At 55.8% G+C, this 18617-nt stretch carries 19 protein-coding genes; 9 read left to right on the forward strand and 10 right to left on the reverse strand.

Annotation, left to right across the window (positions count from 1 at the left end; translation table 11 throughout):
- Positions 1-8 precede the first annotated feature (8 nt).
- From yidD to rpmH, 3 genes are read right to left on the reverse strand one after another with little or no spacing between them, the layout of a single operon-like run.
- Complete coding sequence (yidD, locus tag GM154_RS05665; protein WP_073450114.1) at positions 9-245, reverse strand: membrane protein insertion efficiency factor YidD; 237 nt, start codon at positions 243-245, stop codon at positions 9-11.
- Positions 238-645, reverse strand: a complete 408-nt coding sequence (gene rnpA / locus GM154_RS05670) for a ribonuclease P protein component (RefSeq protein ID WP_010796342.1) — start codon at positions 643-645, stop codon at positions 238-240. Before rnpA ends, yidD begins: the two co-directional genes overlap by 8 nt.
- A gap of 14 nt (positions 646-659) precedes the next feature.
- On the reverse strand, positions 660-794 hold the full coding sequence (gene rpmH, locus GM154_RS05675) for a 50S ribosomal protein L34 (RefSeq protein ID WP_010796343.1): 135 nt from the start codon (positions 792-794) through the stop codon (positions 660-662).
- Between the two features lie 547 nt (positions 795-1341).
- Here rpmH and dnaA point away from each other — a divergent pair.
- The 5 genes from dnaA (at position 1342) to GM154_RS05700 (ending at position 8226) form a co-directional block, all read left to right on the forward strand.
- On the forward strand, positions 1342-2835 hold the full coding sequence (dnaA, locus tag GM154_RS05680) for a chromosomal replication initiator protein DnaA (RefSeq protein WP_219651301.1): 1494 nt from the start codon (positions 1342-1344) through the stop codon (positions 2833-2835).
- Positions 2836-2863: 28 nt separating this feature from the next.
- Positions 2864-3967: a DNA polymerase III subunit beta gene (dnaN, locus tag GM154_RS05685; protein ID WP_010796345.1), complete on the forward strand. Its 1104-nt coding sequence runs from the start codon at positions 2864-2866 to the stop codon at positions 3965-3967.
- Positions 3968-3979: 12 nt separating this feature from the next.
- Complete coding sequence (gene recF / locus GM154_RS05690) at positions 3980-5089, forward strand: DNA replication/repair protein RecF (protein ID WP_122041211.1); 1110 nt, start codon at positions 3980-3982, stop codon at positions 5087-5089.
- Positions 5086-7506, forward strand: a complete 2421-nt coding sequence (gyrB, locus tag GM154_RS05695; RefSeq protein ID WP_219651303.1) for a DNA topoisomerase (ATP-hydrolyzing) subunit B — start codon at positions 5086-5088, stop codon at positions 7504-7506. The genes recF and gyrB overlap by 4 nt, the downstream gene beginning before the upstream one ends.
- A gap of 162 nt (positions 7507-7668) precedes the next feature.
- The gene (locus tag GM154_RS05700) at positions 7669-8226 is read left to right on the forward strand and encodes a GNAT family N-acetyltransferase (RefSeq protein ID WP_219651305.1); all 558 of its coding nucleotides are present in this window, start codon (positions 7669-7671) and stop codon (positions 8224-8226) included.
- A gap of 56 nt (positions 8227-8282) precedes the next feature.
- Here the strand turns inward: GM154_RS05700 and GM154_RS05705 are convergent, their stop codons facing one another.
- The 4 genes from GM154_RS05705 to glyQ are packed head-to-tail and all read right to left on the reverse strand — an operon-like array spanning position 8283 to position 12603.
- A complete protein-coding gene (locus GM154_RS05705; protein ID WP_197872468.1) occupies positions 8283-9056 on the reverse strand; it encodes a 1-acyl-sn-glycerol-3-phosphate acyltransferase in 774 nt (257 codons plus the stop codon).
- A gap of 3 nt (positions 9057-9059) precedes the next feature.
- On the reverse strand, positions 9060-9596 hold the full coding sequence (gene gmhB / locus GM154_RS05710) for a D-glycero-beta-D-manno-heptose 1,7-bisphosphate 7-phosphatase (protein ID WP_219651306.1): 537 nt from the start codon (positions 9594-9596) through the stop codon (positions 9060-9062).
- 5 nt (positions 9597-9601) lie between these two features.
- Entirely contained in the window at positions 9602-11656 is a 2055-nt protein-coding gene (gene glyS, locus GM154_RS05715; RefSeq protein ID WP_219651307.1) for a glycine--tRNA ligase subunit beta, read from the reverse strand.
- Positions 11653-12603 carry a glycine--tRNA ligase subunit alpha gene (glyQ, locus tag GM154_RS05720; protein ID WP_219651308.1) on the reverse strand — a complete coding sequence of 317 codons (951 nt, stop codon included), beginning with the start codon at positions 12601-12603 and terminating at the stop codon, positions 11653-11655. The genes glyS and glyQ overlap by 4 nt, the downstream gene beginning before the upstream one ends.
- A gap of 102 nt (positions 12604-12705) precedes the next feature.
- Between glyQ and GM154_RS05725 the strand changes: the two genes are divergently transcribed.
- From GM154_RS05725 to GM154_RS05740, 4 genes are all read left to right on the forward strand, one after another.
- The gene (locus GM154_RS05725; protein ID WP_074820952.1) at positions 12706-13275 is read left to right on the forward strand and encodes a DNA-3-methyladenine glycosylase I; all 570 of its coding nucleotides are present in this window, start codon (positions 12706-12708) and stop codon (positions 13273-13275) included.
- 55 nt (positions 13276-13330) lie between these two features.
- Positions 13331-14218: a lysophospholipid acyltransferase gene (locus tag GM154_RS05730; RefSeq protein WP_010796354.1), complete on the forward strand. Its 888-nt coding sequence runs from the start codon at positions 13331-13333 to the stop codon at positions 14216-14218.
- A gap of 121 nt (positions 14219-14339) precedes the next feature.
- Positions 14340-15659: an Nramp family divalent metal transporter gene (locus tag GM154_RS05735; protein WP_219651310.1), complete on the forward strand. Its 1320-nt coding sequence runs from the start codon at positions 14340-14342 to the stop codon at positions 15657-15659.
- Positions 15660-15693: 34 nt separating this feature from the next.
- Positions 15694-15960, forward strand: coding sequence for a PilZ domain-containing protein (locus GM154_RS05740; RefSeq protein WP_019366488.1), 267 nt, complete (start codon positions 15694-15696; stop codon positions 15958-15960).
- Positions 15961-15973: 13 nt separating this feature from the next.
- On the opposite strand, the gene GM154_RS05745 is transcribed toward GM154_RS05740, so the two are convergent.
- Genes GM154_RS05745 through fmt form a run of 3 tightly spaced genes read right to left on the reverse strand, consistent with a single transcriptional unit; the run spans position 15974 to position 18549 of the window.
- Positions 15974-16288 carry a tetratricopeptide repeat protein gene (locus GM154_RS05745; RefSeq protein WP_019366489.1) on the reverse strand — a complete coding sequence of 105 codons (315 nt, stop codon included), beginning with the start codon at positions 16286-16288 and terminating at the stop codon, positions 15974-15976.
- A gap of 12 nt (positions 16289-16300) precedes the next feature.
- Positions 16301-17608, reverse strand: coding sequence for a 16S rRNA (cytosine(967)-C(5))-methyltransferase RsmB (gene rsmB, locus GM154_RS05750; protein WP_219651312.1), 1308 nt, complete (start codon positions 17606-17608; stop codon positions 16301-16303).
- Positions 17605-18549 (reverse strand): methionyl-tRNA formyltransferase, encoded by a 945-nt coding sequence (gene fmt / locus GM154_RS05755; RefSeq protein ID WP_074820963.1) that lies wholly within the window; start codon positions 18547-18549, stop codon positions 17605-17607. The genes rsmB and fmt overlap by 4 nt, the downstream gene beginning before the upstream one ends.
- Between the last annotated feature and the right edge of the window lie 68 nt (positions 18550-18617).

An 18617-nucleotide genomic window follows, 5' to 3' on the forward strand; every position in this document is an offset into this window, starting at 1 on the left:
TCGGCCATCTAAGAGGTCGGTGCTTGGGATGGGTCTGCTGGTACCGGATCATATCCATCAGCGAGCCTGAAATGGCAAAGACGCCATTGGCGCATTGCCATCCAGCCATCGTGCAAGAAATTGCACAGCGCAATCACTTGGGACGTATGGTTTGAACAACTGGGATAGAAACGGCAATGAGATGCCATCATCGGTGTGATGACATAACGGTAGAAGCGGATAAGCAGCAGAGCCGGCTTACGCATAAGAACCGTTTGCCTGTTTCGAATGTTCGGAAGGATCGGTCTTTTGTAGCTGTTTACGTGCCAGACGATTCCAGAGTTTGCCCAAGTGCTGATGCAAGTCGGGATTCTCAATATCACCGAAGCCCTTACGTGCAATCACAACGATATCCAGACCTTCAAGCATGTGCTGATGGTGGCGAAAGGAATCTCGAAGGACACGCTTGAGCCGGTTACGCTCGACTGACAGCTTGACGCTCTTCTTACCTATCACCAGCCCGAGGCGGGCATGCGACAAGCCATTCTGACGTACAAGCAGAAGAACACTATTACCAGGAACCTTGATAGTGGGAGAGTCGAAGACATTTTGAAACTGTCTTGAAGTCAGAAGCCGTTTTTCGCGGCTGAAGTCTCGACTCACCACCTGTACCGGGACTATCAGACTGCCAGACGCTTACGGCCTTTGGCACGGCGACGGGATAGAACCTGACGGCCATTCTTGGTAGCCATACGAGCACGGAAACCGTGAGTACGGGCGCGCTTCAGAGTACTGGGTTGGAAAGTGCGTTTCATGGTCATTTACCTAGGTGTGAACGAAGCGAGGCGAAATCACCCCGTTTAAATAGACCGGCGATTCTAGAGAAAGCCAGTGAATAGGTCAATTTCCATACAGCACCGGTTGTCAATAAAAATTCAGCAAAAAACAACAAAAGAACGAATTAAAAAGAAGATAGATGCAGTGTTAATGTATGTAGGAGCCCTTTTCTGTGGATAAGAGCGTGAAGGCTCCATTCCTGCTCACGTCTGTCATTGTATAACTATGCGGTAAAGCCGTCGAACTGCTGTGCTGCGCCTGGATACTGGCTGTGGATATCTAAGGCACTTAGCCACAGCTGAGTTATCAACAAGCAGTTACCCTACGAACAAACCGCTTTCGATCTGCGCTTATCCACAGCAAAGATTTTTTGATTTTTCGCTCTCTATTTAACTGATTGAATGGTTGATGTGGATAAGTGACAGGGGCGACGGTACAATGTCGTGCTGCATTCACCTTTGCCTGAACACGTTGCTTCTTTATATACAGAGGCAATAACAGGGTGACTTTCTTTCTGGAGTGACTGTGTCAGTTGAACTTTGGCAGCGCTGTGTCGATGTACTGCGCGATGAGCTGCCTTCTCAGCAATTCAATACTTGGATCCGCCCTCTGCAAATAGAAGCAGAAGGAGCCGAGCTACGCGTTTATGCGCCGAATCGGTTCGTACTGGATTGGGTAAATGAAAAGTACGTTAGCCGGTTGCTCGAGCTGCTTGAGGAGCAATCCGATGATGGGTTGGTACCCGAGCTGACTCTGCTGATTGGAAGTCGCAAGAGCAGCAAACCTACGCGAGCGCCTTCCATGACGTCGCCGCCTGCTCCTCTCGCATCCACTACACCTTCATTACCTGAGTCTACGGGTCGAGATCCGGTTGCCGAGCCTGAAACATCAGTGCAGCAGATCGAGATGCCGATCGCTGATGATGCCGATCCGCAGCCAGCGCCTCTGGTCGCCAACAAGACCGAGCGCAACGTTCAGGTAGAAGGGGCGCTCAAGCATACGAGCTACCTCAATCGTACTTTTACTTTCGAGAACTTTGTCGAGGGTAAGTCCAACCAGCTGGCTCGTGCTGCAGCCTGGCAGGTTGCGGACAACCCCAAGCATGGATACAACCCTCTCTTCCTTTATGGAGGGGTTGGCTTGGGCAAGACGCACCTCATGCATGCAGTGGGCAACCATCTGCTCAAGCGTAATCCCAATGCCAAGATTGTGTATCTGCATTCGGAGCGTTTCGTGGCTGACATGGTGAAAGCCCTGCAGCTGAACGCCATCAATGAATTCAAGCGTTTTTATCGCTCCGTTGATGCCCTGCTGATCGACGATATCCAGTTCTTCGCACGCAAGGAGCGTTCACAGGAAGAATTCTTCCATACGTTCAACGCCCTGCTTGAAGGCGGACAGCAGGTCATTCTGACAAGTGATCGTTACCCCAAGGAAATCGATGGGCTTGAAGAACGCCTCAAGTCCCGTTTCGGCTGGGGGCTGACAGTGGCTGTCGAACCGCCTGAGCTGGAAACGCGAGTGGCCATTCTCATGAAGAAGGCAGACCAGGCGAAGGTAGACCTTCCCCATGACGCTGCCTTCTTTATCGCCCAGCGGATTCGCTCGAATGTTCGAGAGCTTGAGGGTGCACTCAAGCGTGTCATCGCCCATGCTCATTTCATGGGGCGAGAAATTACGATCGAGCTGATTCGCGAGTCGCTCAAGGATCTGCTGGCGCTTCAGGACAAACTGGTTAGCATTGAAAATATCCAGCGAACGGCTGCTGAATATTACAAGATCAAGATTGCCGATCTGTTGTCGAAGCGACGTTCCCGTTCCGTCGCTCGTCCTCGCCAGGTGGCGATGGCCCTGTCGAAGGAATTGACCAATCACAGCCTGCCAGAAATAGGTGATGCCTTTGGCGGGCGCGATCACACGACAGTGCTGCACGCTTGTCGTAAGATTGCCGAACTCAGAGAGTCCGACGCTGATATTCGCGAGGACTACAAAAATCTATTGCGCACACTGACGACCTGATCAGAAGCACTTGGCAAGGGACAAGACCATGCATTTCACTATTCAACGCGAAGCCTTGTTGAAACCATTGCAGCTCGTGGCTGGTGTCGTGGAGCGTCGGCAGACATTACCGGTGCTGTCCAACGTGCTGCTGGTGGTCCAAGGCCAGGAACTGTCCTTGACAGGTACTGACCTTGAGGTTGAGCTGATCGGCCGTGTAACGCTCGAAGACAAAGCTGAGCCTGGCGAGATTACCGTACCGGCTCGCAAACTCATGGATATTTGCAAGAGTTTGCCAAGCGATGCCCTGATCGATATCCGGACCGATGAGCAGAAGCTGCTCGTCAAAGCTGGCCGCAGTCGCTTTACATTATCTACATTGCCGGCCAATGACTTCCCTACCGTTGAGGAAGGTCCCGGATCAATGAGCTTCAGCCTGCCGCAAAGCAAGTTGCGCCGTCTTATCGACCGCACTGGATTTGCCATGGCTCAGCAGGATGTCCGTTACTATCTGAACGGTATGCTGCTTGAGGTCAGCGAAGGTCATTTGCGCGCAGTTGCGACCGATGGGCACCGTCTTGCCATGTGCGTACAGGAAGCGGGAATCCAGTACGAAGGTCGTCATCAGGTAATTGTGCCGCGTAAAGGTATCCTAGAGTTGTCACGGTTGCTGCTCGAGCCTGAGGAGCCGGTCAATGTTACGTTGGGCCAGCACCACATTCGAGCGACGACCGCTGACTTTACCTTTACTTCAAAGCTGGTCGACGGGAAATTCCCTGACTACGAGCGTGTACTGCCGCGCAACGGTGACAAGGTTCTGACTGGTGAGCGTCAGCTGTTACGGGAGGCGTTCAGCCGTACGGCTATCCTTTCTAATGAAAAATACCGTGGTATTCGCCTCCAGTTGGTAACCGATCAGCTGAAGATCCAGGCTAACAACCCTGAACAGGAAGAAGCTGAAGAAGAGTTGCAGGTGGATTATGCTGGTGCCGATCTGGAAATCGGATTCAACGTAAGCTATTTGCTCGACGTCCTGGGCGTCATGACGACAGACCAGGTACGCATCACCCTTTCCGATTCCAATAGCAGTGCGTTGGTTCAGGAAGCCGGCAATGACGAGTCCTCTTACGTCATCATGCCGATGCGTCTGTAATCTCGAGGCGCGATGTCCCTTATCCGCCTGACCGTCACCGCTGTGCGTAACCTGCACACGGTGACGCTGACGCCCTCCCCGCGGATCAATATCCTCTACGGTGACAACGGTAGCGGCAAGACCAGTGTATTGGAGAGTATCCATCTGCTAGGACTTGCTCGCTCGTTTCGTAGCACCCGACTATCACCCGTTATCCAGAACGAGCAAGCCGCCTGTACGGTCTTTGGCCAGGTCAGCTTGCCTAGTGATGGCATCAGTAGTCTGGGCGTCCAGCGTGAGCGTAATGGTGATTTCACTATTCGTATCGATGGGCAGAATGCTCGAAGTACAGCCCAACTTGCTGAAACTCTGCCGATTCAGTTGATCAATCCCGACAGTTTTCGATTGCTTGAAGGAAGCCCAAAGATCAGGCGGCAGTTTATAGATTGGGGTGTGTTCCACGTGGAACCGCGTTTTCTACAAGTGTGGCAAAGGCTTCAGAAAGCGCTAAGACAGCGGAACTCATGGCTGCGACATGGTAAAATGGATCCTGCCTCGCAACAGGCGTGGGACAGAGAACTGACGCAAGCCAGCAACGAAATCGATGCGTTTCGGCGAGCCTATATTACAGAGCTCAAACCTGAGTTTCAGGCTGCTCTGGAAGAGCTGGTCGATATTGAAAACCTGACGTTCAGTTATTACCGCGGCTGGGACAAAGACCGCGAGCTGCAGGATGTGTTGAAGGCGTCCTTGACCCGAGACATGCAGCTTGGACATACGCAGGCCGGTCCGCAGAGAGCCGATCTACGAATTAGGCTAGGTAGCCACAACGCGGCAGATATCCTGTCGCGTGGCCAGCAAAAACTGGTGGTCTGTGCATTGAGAATTGCACAGGGAAGATTAATCAATCGAGTCAAGCGCGGCCAGTGTGTCTATCTGGTAGATGATTTGCCTTCCGAATTGGATGAACAGCACCGCAAGGCATTATGCCGTTTGCTGGAAGGCCTTAACTGCCAGATCTTCATCACGTGTGTCGAGAAAGAATCATTGGAATCCAACTGGCAAGACGACACGCCAGTGGCCCTGTTCCATGTTGAACAGGGATCCATTACGCAGACCCCAAGCGTTGGGAGTAAAGCATGAGCGAGAACCAGACTTACGATTCCTCCAGTATTAAGGTACTGAAGGGACTGGATGCAGTTCGCAAGCGTCCGGGAATGTACATCGGCGATACCGATGACGGTACCGGCTTGCATCACATGGTATTCGAAGTTGTCGATAACTCTATCGACGAGGCCCTGGCGGGGCATTGTGATGAAATCACCATTACGATCCACACGGATGAGTCCATAACCGTCCGCGACAATGGACGTGGGATTCCGGTGGATATCCACAAGGAAGAAGGCGTTTCGGCAGCAGAAGTCATCATGACGGTGCTGCACGCAGGCGGTAAGTTCGACGATAACACTTACAAAGTATCCGGCGGCTTGCACGGTGTAGGTGTGTCCGTTGTAAACGCTTTGTCTGAAGAGCTGCGCCTGACGATCCGTCGACTCGGCCAGGTTTGGGAACAGGTCTATGTCCACGGCGTTCCGCAGGAGCCTCTCAAGGCGATTGGTGAAACGGACGGGACCGGCACTCAAATTCATTTCAAGCCGTCAGCCGAGACCTTCAGTAACATCCATTTCAGCTGGGATATTCTGGCCAAGCGTTTGCGCGAACTGTCCTTTCTGAACTCGGGCGTGGGCATTCTGCTGCGAGACGAGCGCTCGGGCAAGGAGGAGATGTTCAAGTACGAAGGCGGACTGCGTGCATTCGTTGATTATCTCAACACTAACAAAACGCCTGTCAATCAGGTGTTCCACTTCAACGTAGGTGACCGCGAAGACGGTATCGGCGTGGAAGTGGCGTTGCAGTGGAATGACAGTTTCAACGAAAACATTCTCTGCTTTACCAACAATATTCCTCAGCGTGATGGCGGTACTCACCTTGCCGGTTTCCGTTCAGCGCTGACCCGTAACCTGAACACCTATATCGAGGCGGAAGGTCTGGCCAAGAAGTTCAAGGTTGCGACTACAGGTGACGATGCGCGTGAAGGCTTGACGGCAATTATTTCCGTTAAGGTTCCGGATCCCAAGTTCTCTTCCCAGACAAAGGATAAATTGGTTTCTTCTGAAGTGAAGACTGCAGTAGAACAGGAAATGGGTAAGCAATTCGCTGATTTCCTGCTCGAAAATCCTGGTGAAGCCAAAGCGGTTGTCGGCAAGATGATTGATGCGGCACGCGCTCGTGAAGCGGCGCGCAAGGCACGCGAAATGACCCGCCGTAAGGGCGCTCTGGATATCGCAGGTCTGCCCGGTAAGCTGGCGGACTGTCAGGAAAAGGACCCTGCCCTGTCAGAACTGTACATCGTGGAGGGTGACTCCGCAGGCGGTTCGGCGAAGCAAGGCCGTAACCGCCGTACGCAAGCCATTCTTCCACTAAAGGGCAAGATCCTGAACGTGGAGAAGGCGCGCTTTGACAAGATGCTGTCTTCTGCTGAAGTCGGTACGCTGATTACAGCGCTGGGCTGCGGCATTGGCCGTGAAGAATTCAACATCGATAAGCTGCGTTATCACAACATCATCATCATGACCGATGCTGACGTTGACGGCTCGCACATCCGTACGCTGCTCTTGACGTTCTTCTTCCGTCAGATGCCCCTGTTGATCGAGCGTGGTTATATCTATATCGCTCAGCCTCCGCTGTATAAGGTCAAGCGTGGCAAGCAGGAGCAATACATCAAGGACGACGAGGCGATGGAGGAATACCTCACGCAGACCGCGCTTGAAGATGCCAGCTTACACGTGAATGAGCATGCTCCAGGACTTTCCGGCGTTGAGCTGGAGAAAATGGTGAACAGCTATCGTACGGTGATGAAGTCCCTCAAGCGGCTGTCCCGCCTGTATCCGTCGGATATCAGCGAGCACATGCTTTACCTGCCTCGTGTTGAATTGGAGCAACTGGCTGACCAAGCGGCGATGAACGCATGGATCGACAGGCTGCGTACGCGTCTGAAGACCAATGAGCGCTCCGGTCTTGCCTACGAAGTCAACTTGCGTGAAGACCGCGAACGTCATCTTTGGCTGCCAGAGGTTGAGACCAAAGCGCACGGGCTCTCAAGTTATGTCACCTTCAACCGGGATTTCTTCGGTAGCAATGACTATCGTCAGATCACGACGCTGGGCGCCCAGATCAACAACCTGCTTGAAGACAGCGCTTATGTGAAGCGTGGCGAGCGCCGCAAGGCAGTCTCTACTTTCCGTGAGGCTCTTGAGTGGCTAATGGGCGAGACAGCGAAGCGCTACAGCATTCAACGCTATAAGGGATTGGGCGAAATGAATCCGGATCAGTTGTGGGAAACCACAATGGATCCGAATGTACGTCGCATGTTGCGTGTCACGATTGAAGATGCCATCGCTGCTGACCAGATCTTCAATACCCTGATGGGCGATCAGGTAGAGCCGCGTCGCGACTTTATCGAAAGCAATGCCCTGGCAGTATCGAACCTGGACGTCTGACCGCTCGTAGTAGTCAAAAGGCCAACGGAGACGTTGGCCTTTTTTATTGTGGTTAACTTTAACAGCATCAATACCATGCGTTGATTTTCCACAGCTGTGTTGGAAATCTGCTGGTAACACAGCTTGTGTATATCTCAAAGTTATACACAGTCGAGTTAACACATGTCTTCTCTTCCCTTGTTGAAAACACATCGTTTGCAGCTAAGGCCGTATGTCCCTGCCGATGCGCCTTTTCATTATCTGCTGGCTGACAATCCCGATATTGCTTCCATGACCGGGACGCTGCCCTCGCCTTATACCCTTGAACTGGCAAAGCACTGGATCTCCAATCATGAACGTTGGTTTATGGAAGGACGAAGCCTTAATCTGGCCGTTGTGCTTCAAGAACATGCTGCGTTGATTGGAACGATAAGCCTGAGCGGTTTCGGCTCTCCTCATCGGAAAGCTGGCTTGGCTTACTGGATAGGCAAAGCCTACTGGAATCAGGGCTACTGCAGTGAGGCAGCAAGGGTGGTAATTGAATATGGTTTTACTACGCTTGGACTCAATCGGATCTTCGGCGAGTGCTTCAAGCGAAACCGCGCATCTATCAGAGTGCTGGAAAAGCTAGGTATGAGCTATGAAGGGTGCCGGCGCGAAGATATGCATAAGGCAGAGCAATTCGAGGATGTGATGATGTATGGCTTGCTTCGAAAGGAATGGAAACAGACCGCTGTATAACGTTTCATCTGTGCATAAAAAAACCCGGTTATCCCGGGTTTTGTTTTTTGATCTGATCAACTATTAGTGGCGGGCCTGACTGGAGGGTCAGTTAACACTGAGTTATGCACAGGGGATATAGAGGCCAGCGCTTGATCGATAAAGGACTGACTACGGGTATTGAGGTCTACAATCGCACGGGGATCAGAGCCATTGGGCGATAGGGCCGGACCAATAATCACTTTGATGGTGCCGGGACGCTTGACCCAGCTCTTGTTTGGCCAGTATTCACCGGCGTTGTGAGCGATAGGCAGTACCGGCACGTTCAACGCACAAGCCAGCGCAGCGCCACCGCGAGAAAACTTGCCAGTCTCTCCCGGCGATACACGAGTACCTTGGGGAAAAATCAGTACCCAGCAGCCTTGCTTGATGTAGCGTCCGCCTTGTTCGGTAATCTGCTGAAGGGCAACCTTGCCATTGTTTCTATCGATAGCGATTGGCTTGAGCAAAGCAAAAGCCCAGCCGAAGAACGGTACCTTGAGCAACTCGCGCTTGATTACTTGCGAGGTGGGTTCAAACAGGGCAGACAGGAAAAAGGTTTCCCAGGTGCTCTGGTGGTTGGCAATGATGATGCAGGGTGTCTTGGGAATATTCTCAAGCCCTGAAATCTCATAACGGATACCGCAAACCACCTTGGCCAGCCAAACGGCAAAACCCGTCCAGGCCTTGACGATAAAGCGATAGCGCGCTCGATAGGAAAGCAGCGGAGCGACCAGCAGGGATACACACGACCAGATGATGCCGCTGGTGCCAAGGAGAATATAGAAGATCACAGTACGCAGGACGCGCATGGATTAGTCCTGTAGGAGATGTTGTACAACAGCCGCCAGATCGGGAAAGACCTGTGTTCCTTCCGGGAGCGGCTTCTGCAAGGTTCGCTCACCCTTCCCTGTTTTCACAAGGTAAGGCGTACAGCCCGCGGCAATACCAGCGGTCAGATCACGCAGGCTGTCACCGACCACAGGAACCCCGGTCAGGTCGGTCATGCCGTAATGCTGTGCCACCTGGCGGAACATACCCGGGCTTGGCTTGCGACAGTCACAGCCGTCATCCGGGCCGTGGGCGCAGTGAACGATCAGATCGACATGGCCGCCCTGCCCGCTCACCAGCTGCTTGAGCTTTTCGTGCATGGCCCCCAGTGTCTCGCCATCGAACAGCCCGCGCGCAATACCAGACTGGTTGGTGGCAATCGCCACCTTCCAGCCGGCTTGGCTCAATCGGGCCATGGCTTCGATACTGCCCGGGATCGGAATCCATTCCTCAACCGATTTAACAAACGCGTCGGAATCCTGATTGATGACGCCATCCCGGTCCAGCACGATCAGCTTCATATCAATCAACCCAGCAACGAGATATCAGCAATGCCCAGGAACAGTGCCCGTAGACGTGCCAGGAGCGCGTAGCGGTTTGCGCGGATATGCTCGTCTTCAGCGTTTACCAGTACCTGATCAAAGAAGCTATCGACCGGTTCACGCAGACTTGCCAGGCGGTTGAGTGCTTCGCGGTAGTTACGTGCCAGCGACAGCGGCTCGACGTTCTGCTCGGCATCAGTGATTGCTTCGAGCAATACCCGCTCGGCGTCGTGTTCGAAGAGCTTGGCATCGACCTGGGCCAGTACCATGCCTTCGGCCTTGCCGAGAAGGTTGGATACACGCTTGTTGGCCGCTGCCAGCGAAGCGGCTTCCGGCAAGCCACGGAAAGCCTGAACGGCCTGCACTCGCTGATCAAAGTCCAGTGCCGAGTTGGGTTTCAGGGCGCGTACAGACAGATAGACTTCAGCGGCAACGCCTTCATCCTCATAGCGCGCGCGCAGGCGGTCAAAGATGAAATCCTGTACCTGCTGAGCCAGATCGCCCGCCTTGACCTTATCACCGTACAGTTCAATGGCCTTGTCGATCGCAGCCGGAATACTGAGGTCCAGCTGTTTTTCGATCAGGATGCGCAGCACACCCAGGGCCTGACGGCGCAGGGCGAACGGGTCCTTGCTACCGGTGGGCAGCATGCCGATGCCGAAGATACCAACCAGGGTATCGAACTTGTCTGCCAATGCAACAGCGGCGCCTGTAGCGGTACGAGGCAATTCAGCTCCTGCGCCGCGGGGCATGTATTGCTCGTTCAGGGCATGTGCAACGTCTTCGGCTTCACCACCATGCAGTGCGTAGTAATAGCCGGCGATGCCCTGCATTTCAGGGAATTCACCCACCATTTCGGTAGCCAGGTCGCATTTGGCCAAGATGCCGGCGCGTGCTGCTTTCTCTACGTCGCTGCTCAGTTGTTCGGCGATGTATGCCGCCAGCTGGGAAACACGCTCGGACTTCTCATAGACAGTGCCAAGTTGAGCCTGGAAGACCACATTCTTCAATCGCTCGTTGAAGTGCTCCAGTGGCTGCTTCTTGTCCTGCTTGAAGAAGAATTCGGCATCGGTCAGACGCGGGCGAACAACCTTCTCATTTCCAGAAACGATCTGGGTCGGGTCTTTGCTTTCGACGTTTGCCACTGTGATGAAACGCGGCAGGAGCTTGCCGTTAGCGTCCAGCAGGCAGAAATACTTCTGGTTGTCCTGCATGGTGGCGATGAGGGCTTCCTGGGGAACCTCGAGGAAACGCTCCTCGAACGAGCACACCAGTGGTACCGGCCATTCGACCAGCGCGGTCACTTCGTCCAGCAGATCCGCCGGCACAACGGCATTGCCCTGCTGTTCGGCGGCCAGCTCATTGACGCGGTGCTCGATCAACGTGCGACGTTCGGCAAAATCAGCCAGCACATAAGCTGCGCGAAGGTCTTCAGCATAGTTGGCGGGAGCCGTGATGTTTACGCTGCCTGGGCTATGGAAGCGGTGACCACGAGATTCGCGGCCGGCCTTCTGGGCCAGGATTTCGCAATCCAGTACGTCATTGCCAAACAGCATGACCAGCCACTGGGTTGGACGAACAAATTCTTCACGACGGGCGGCCCAGCGCATGCGCTTGGGAATAGGCAGTTCGCCCAGGGAGGCTTCGACAATCCCTGGCAACAGGGTGCCGGCTGGTTGACCCTGAATTGTCTGGGAGAAACGAAGCTTCGGACCGCTACGGTCGATTTCGCTGATATCCACGCCGCACTTGCGGGCGAAACCCAGCGCCGCCTGTGTAGGGTTGCCGTCGGCATCAAAGGCTGCCTTGACCGGCGGGCCGTCCAGATTGACGCTGCGATCAGGTTGCTGCTCATCCAGCTGGTTGATCAGCACGGCCAAACGGCGCGGTGCAGCGTAATAGCGGGCGCCGGTGTAGTTCAGCCCGGCCGCCTTGAGCCCTTTCTCGATACCGGCCAGGAAGGCTTCGCCCAGGCTCTTCAAGGCCTTGGGTGGCAGCTCTTCGGTGCCAAGTTCGACGAGGAAATCCTGGGCGCTCATTGTTCGGCCTCCTTGAGTTTGGCGAGTACTTCGTCACGCAGTTCGGACGTGGCCATGGGGAAGCCAAGGCGTGCGCGGGCCTTCAGGTAGCTGTGCGCCACAGCACGGGCCAGGGTACGAACGCGCAGAATATAGCGCTGGCGCTCGGTTACAGAAATGGCGCGGCGAGCATCCAGCAGGTTGAAGGTATGCGAGGCCTTCAGCACCATTTCATAGGTCGGCAACGGCAATTCGAGCTCAAGCAGGCGGTTGGCTTCCGACTCGTAAAAGTCGAACAGCTCGAACAGCTTGGGCACATTGGCATGCTCGAAGTTGTAGGTGGACTGCTCCACTTCGTTCTGATGGAACACGTCGCCATAGGTCACGGTACCGAATGGACCATCGGTCCAGATCAGGTCATAGACCGAGTCGACGCCCTGCAGGTACATGGCCAGACGTTCCAGGCCATAGGTAATCTCACCGGTCACTGGATAGCACTCGATGCCACCGGCCTGCTGGAAGTACGTGAATTGGGTAACTTCCATGCCGTTCAGCCAGACTTCCCAACCCAGACCCCAGGCACCCAGGGTGGGCGATTCCCAGTTGTCTTCCACGAAGCGGATGTCATGGACGAGCGGGTCAAGGCCGATGGCCTTCAGGGAGCCGAGGTAAAGCTCCTGGAAGTTTTCCGGGTTGGGCTTCAGGACTACCTGGAATTGGTAGTAGTGCTGCAGGCGGTTGGGGTTTTCGCCGTAGCGACCGTCGGTTGGACGGCGGCTGGGTTGTACGTAGGCGGCGTTCCAGGTTTCCGGGCCGATGGCGCGAAGGAACGTGGCGGTATGGAACGTACCGGCGCCGACTTCCATGTCATAGGGCTGCAAAACAACGCAGCCCTGCTCCGCCCAGTAGTTTTGCAGGGCGAGGATCAGATCCTGGAAGGTGCGCACGGCGGGTGGAGTCGAAGTCACGGCGTTCACCTGTGCTGGAGACGGTAAAAGTCAGGCAGTATAACCGATTAGACTCGGATGATATTTAGGTGAACGGCCTGTTCTGACCATTAGGGAGTCCTCATGCCGCGTTGCTACTGGTGTACTGACGATCCGCTGTATATCGCCTACCACGATCAGGAGTGGGGAATACCGCTGAAAGATCCGCAGCGGCTATTCGAGTTGCTGGTGCTGGAAGGCTTCCAGGCGGGATTATCGTGGATCACCATTCTGAAAAAGCGCGCCCGTTATCGGGAAGTGCTGTTCGGTTTCGATCCTGGGCGACTGGCGGCCATGACCGATGAGGAGATTGAGATACGCATGCAGGATGCAGGCATCATTCGCAACCGGATGAAGCTCAAGGCTGCCCGGCAAAACGCCCAGGCGTGGCTGCGCCTGGAGGATCCGGTGACGTTTCTCTGGTCGTTCGTCGGTGGTGAGTCAAAGATCAACCATTTCCGCGATCGCAGCGAGGTCCCTGCCATCACGCCTGAGGCCGAGGCCATGAGCAAGGCGCTCAGGAAGGCAGGCTTCACGTTTGTCGGCCCGACCATCTGTTATGCCTATATGCAGGCCGCCGGGCTAGTGATGGATCACACGACGGACTGCGACCGTTACGCCGTGTTGTGTGGTCATCAGATGCCGAAAGGCTGATCAGCCCCGGCGTGCGGCAGTACAATAGTGGATTTTATGCTTGTGGGAGTTGCTCTTGGAAAAGCTCAAAGGCGCGCTGATTGTCGGCTTCTTGCGTCTGTTGGCCCTATTGCCCTGGTCCATGGTACAGCGGCTGGGTTCCTTCATTGGCTGGTGCATGTGGAAACTGCCGACACGTGCTGGCAAGGTGACCCGGATCAATCTGGCCCATTGTTATCCAGAGCTTGAGGGCGAAGCGCTGGAGCAATTCTCCAAGGAGTGCCTAGCTGGTATCGGCAAGACCCTGACCGAAAGCGCCTGTGCCTGGATCTGGCCAGCAGAGCGCTCGCTCAAGCTGATTCGTGAAGTGGAAGGCATGGACGTGCTGCAGGAGGCATTGGCTTCAGGCGATGGCCTGGTGGGCATTACCAGCCATCTGGGTAACTGGGAGTTGCTCAACCACTTTTATTGCTCCCATGCCAAGCCGATCATTTTCTACCGTCCGCCCAAGCTGAAAGCAGTGGATGAGCTCCTGAAGAAACAGCGGGTTCAACTGGGCAACCGTGTGGCACCTTCTACCCCGGAAGGCATCATCAGTGTGATCAAGGAGGTGCGTCGGGGCGGCGCTGTGGGTATTCCGGCCGATCCCGAGCCCAGCCGAAGTGCGGGGCTGTTCGTGCCCTTCCTCGGCACTACGGCGCTGACCAGCAAATTTGTGCCGTCGCTGTTGGCCAAGGGTAAGGCGCGGGGTGTGTTTTTCCATGCGGTGCGCCTGCCGGATGGCAGTGGCTACAAGGTGATTCTCGAGGCTGCTCCACCGGAAATGTATGACAAGGATCCGGAAGTGTCCGTGGCCGCCATGAGCAAGGCGCTGGAGCGTTACGTCAGTACCTACCCTACGCAATACATGTGGAGCATGAAGCGCTTCAAAAACCGCCCGGATGGCGAGCCTCGCTGGTACTGAGCGTATTCCATGCACTTGTGTGGTCAACCATTCATATCCAGCCAAGTGTGATGCCTGGTCTGTTCGGGTTCAGACCAGGCCTTGATACAGGCAAACCAGTCTTACTGTTCGAGAGCAGCAGGTGAAATTCTCAATTCCCAAAATTGCTACAGCACCCTTCTGTCCCTCCGAGGTCAGTGGGTCGTTGCCTGTCACGCCCGGTGCCCCCTTCTGGCGCAAGGCTTTCCAGTTTGCAGGTCCGGGTCTTCTGGTCTCGATCGGTTACATGGATCCTGGCAACTGGGCAACCGCCATCGAGGCAGGCTCCCGCTTTGGCTACAGCCTCTTGTTTGTGGTGTTGCTGGCCAGCCTGGCCGGCATGGTGGTTCAGTGCCTATGCGCGCGTCTGGGGCTTGCTACTGGCCGCGATCTGGCGCAGCTCTCTCGCGAGCGATACAGCCCGCGGACAGCCAAGACGCACTGGGCATTGGCACAGATATCCATCATCGCCACCGATCTGGCGGAGGTGCTGGGATGCGCGTTGGCATTTCATCTGCTGCTTGGGTGCTCGCTAACCACGGGGATCATCCTGACGGCCTTCGATACCTTGTTGATCCTGAGCTTGCAGCGTCGGGGGTTCCGTCAGTTGGAGGCTATCATGCTGGGGCTGGCCGCCACGATCGGTATCTGCTTCTTTATCGAGCTGATGCTGGTCAATCCATTCTGGCCCGACGTGGCGAAAGGCTTCGTACCGTCCTGGGAGGCGATCGCTCATCAGGAGCCCTTGTATCTGGCGATCGGCATCCTGGGCGCGACCGTCATGCCGCACAACCTCTATTTGCACTCTTCGGTGGTGCAGACACGTCTGGTGGCGAAGGATCAGGCCAGCCGGCTAGAGGCCATTCGGCTGGCGCGTTTCGATACCATCGGCTCGCTGGCACTGGCCCTGCTGATCAATGCGGCGATCCTGATTCTGGCCGCTTCGGCATTCCACCGTACCGGCCATACCGATGTGGTCGAGATTCAGGATGCGTACCACCTGCTCGATCCGCTGGTTGGCGGTGCGCTCGCCAGCATTCTGTTTGGTGTGGCGCTGCTGGCTTCGGGACAAAGCTCGACCTTTACCGGGACGGTAGCCGGACAGGTCATCCTGGAAGGGTATCTGCAACTCAAGATTCCCTGCTGGCAGCAGCGATTGGCCACACGCGCCATGGCCCTGGTCCCGGCGCTGATTGGCGTGTGGTGGTTGGGCGAGGGTTCCGTGGGCAAGCTATTGGTACTGAGTCAGGTTGTCCTGAGTCTGCAGCTTCCCTTTGCGCTCTACCCGCTCATTCGGATGACGAGCGATACGAAACTCATGGGCCCTTTTGCTAATCGCACCTATACCAAGCTGCTGGCCTGGTTTCTGTTCGGTATCATCAGTCTCGCCAACCTGTGGCTTCTGGTGCAGTGGTTATTCTGATGACAGACGGAAAAGCAGTAAGTAGGAGAGCCTGATGGGTATCAATCAGAGACGCCATCCCCGTGTAGCCATGAAGTGCCGGTTGCGCATTACGCACCCGGAGTTTGGCGAGCTGATCTGCCAGACGCGTGACCTTTCCGACGGTGGCGTCTATGTACAGCACGAGACGCTGACGGAGTGGCCTGTAGGGACACGGGTGCAGGGACAGGTGCTGGACCTGCCCATCGAGGCACCTGTTGTCGACATGGAGTTGATGCGTGTGGATGCGCTCGGTGCAGGCTTTCGCTTTCTACGTGGGTAAACCCTGCGTTGGCTTAGCCCTTCTTCTTGTCCAGACGCTTCAGGAAAACCGTCATTTCCTTTTCCGACTGCTTATCGCCTTTGGTCTGCGCAGCAGTCAGGCCTGACTGCCAGGCCGCGCGGGCACCTTCACTGTCTCCCTGCTGTTCCAGGGCCTTGCCGAGCAGCTTCCAGGCGGCCGAATAAGTGGCATCCTGCTCTACGCAGCGTTGAAGGTGTATAGCGGCTTGCGCGGCATTTCCGGCATCTAGATAGCCCTTGCCCAGCCCGAAACGCAACATGGGGTTATCCATGCCTTTGGCTAGCATGTTTTCCAATGATTCGAGCATGGGCATTTCCTCTTATTTGGCGATCTTGATCAGCTTGGCGTAGTAGAACCCGTCGTGGCCATTTTCCTGAGGAAGTAGCTGCCGCCCGTGGGGCTGTTTGATTCCCCAGGGGGCTGGAATATCCAGCTCCCGAGCACCCGGTGTTCGGGCCAGAAACGCGCCGATGTTGTCGGTATTTTCGACCGGCATTACCGAGCACGTGGCGTACAGCAGAATGCCTCCCACCTCCAGCGTAGGCCAGAGTGCATCCAGGAGTTCGGCCTGCAGTTGGGCCAGGGCTGGGATGTCTTCGGGCTTGCGGGTGAGCTTGATGTCGGGATGACGACGGATAACTCCGGTGGCTGAACAGGGTGCATCCAACAGGATGCGCTGGAACGGTTTGCCGTCCCACCAGCTGTCCACCGCACGGCCATCGGCAGCGATCAGGTTGGCAGAGAGATTAAGGCGGCTGAGGTTTTCACGCACACGCACCAGGCGCGACGCTTCTGCGTCGATCGCTACAACTTCAGTCAGCCGCTCTTCCCGCTCAAGGATATGGCACGTCTTGCCGCCCGGTGCGCAGCAGGCATCCAGGACACGTTGACCCGGGGCCAGCTCCAGCAGCAGGGCTGACAGCTGCGCAGCTTCATCCTGAACGCTGACGCGTCCCTCGGCAAAGCCCGGCAGGGTTTTAACGTCCTGAGCGACCGCCAAGCGAATACCGTCCTCGCTGTAGGTACAGGCTTCGGCCTCAACACCTGCGGCGACCAGTTCAGCCAGGTAGGCATCGCGCGTTCCCAGGCGATGGTTTACCCGCAGCATAAGCGGCGGATGCAAGTTGTTGGCGTGGCAGATTGCTTCCCACTGCTCCGGCCAGCGGGCCTTGAGTTCTTTCTGCAGCCAGCGCGGATGCGACAGCCGGGCCGCCGGGTCACGCTCGAGACCTGCCAGCAGCTCTTCGCCTTCGCGCTGGGCACGGCGCAGCACTGCATTGAGCAGGCTTTTTGCCCAAGGCTTTTTAAGCTTGTCCGCGCAGCCTACGGTTTCACCTAAAGCTGCATGGGCAGGCACGCGGGTGTAAAAAAGCTGATACAGACCAACCAGCAGCAGCGCTTCCACGTCGCGATCCGCTGCCTTGAATGGTTTTTGTAACAGCTTCTCGGCCAACAGAGCCAACCGGGGTTGCCAGCGAGCGGTGCCAAAAGCCAGCTCCTGCACCAGCGCCCGATCTCGTGGATCAACCTTGTCCTGTTGGGCTGGCAGGCTGCTACCCAGCGAGGCGCGGCCTGCCAGTACGGCAGCCAGTGCCCGAGCCGCAGCAAGACGGGGATTAAGACTCATAAGCCAAGTACCTGACCTGCGGCAAAGCGCTCACGGCGGGCATTGAACAAGTCAGCAAACGCGAGCGGTTTACCGCCAGGAAACTGTATACGCGTTAGCAGCAACGCGCCTTCACCACAGGCAACCCTTAAGCCTTCACGGCTGGCCTCCAGAATCGCACCTGGCTGTCCGTTACCGTCTACTACTGTTGCTGCGTAGATTTTCACGCCCTCTCCCGCCAAGGTGCTGTGGCACAACGGCCATGGATTGAAGGCACGAATCAGCCGTTCCAGATCGACAGCAGGACGACTCCAGTCCAGCTTGGCTTCTTCCTTATTAAGCTTATGAGCATAGGTTGCCAAGGCATCATCTTGCAGCTTGTCTGGCAACGTACCGGCTGCCAGCGCAGGAATGGCTTCGACAACCGCTTCTGCGCCGAGTAAGGCGAGGCGATCATGTAAGCTGCCACCAGTGTCCTCGGCGGTAATCGGTGTGCTTACCTTGCTCAGCATGGGACCGGTATCCAGGCCCGCTTCCATCCGCATGACCGTGACGCCCGTTTCGGCATCGCCCGCTTCGATGGCACGTTGAATTGGCGCAGCCCCTCGCCAGCGAGGCAACAGCGAGGCATGGCTGTTAATGCAGCCCAGGCGCGGAATATCCAGGACAGCTTGAGGCAGAATCAACCCATAGGCTACGACGATCAGCAGATCAGGCTTAAGGGCTGCAAGCTCTGCCTGTGCATCAGCGTTGCGTAGCGTCTGAGGTTGATACACCGGAATATTGTGAGATTCCGCCAGCTGCTTGACGGGACTCATCGCCAGTTTCTGCCCTCGTCCGGCCGGACGGTCAGGTTGTGTATACACAGCGGCTATCGAGTAGCCTACCCTTAGCAAGGCATGCAGATGGCGGGCGGCAAATTCTGGTGTACCAGCAAAGACAATACGCAACGGTTGAGTCATGGGGCTCTCATGGATCAGTACAAGGCAGCAACTGCTCGCTACTATAAAAACGAGTCTTGCATAGGATA

The sequence above is a fragment of the Pseudomonas sp. MAG002Y genome (assembly GCF_019400845.1).
GTDB lineage: Bacteria > Pseudomonadota > Gammaproteobacteria > Pseudomonadales > Pseudomonadaceae > Chryseomonas > Chryseomonas luteola.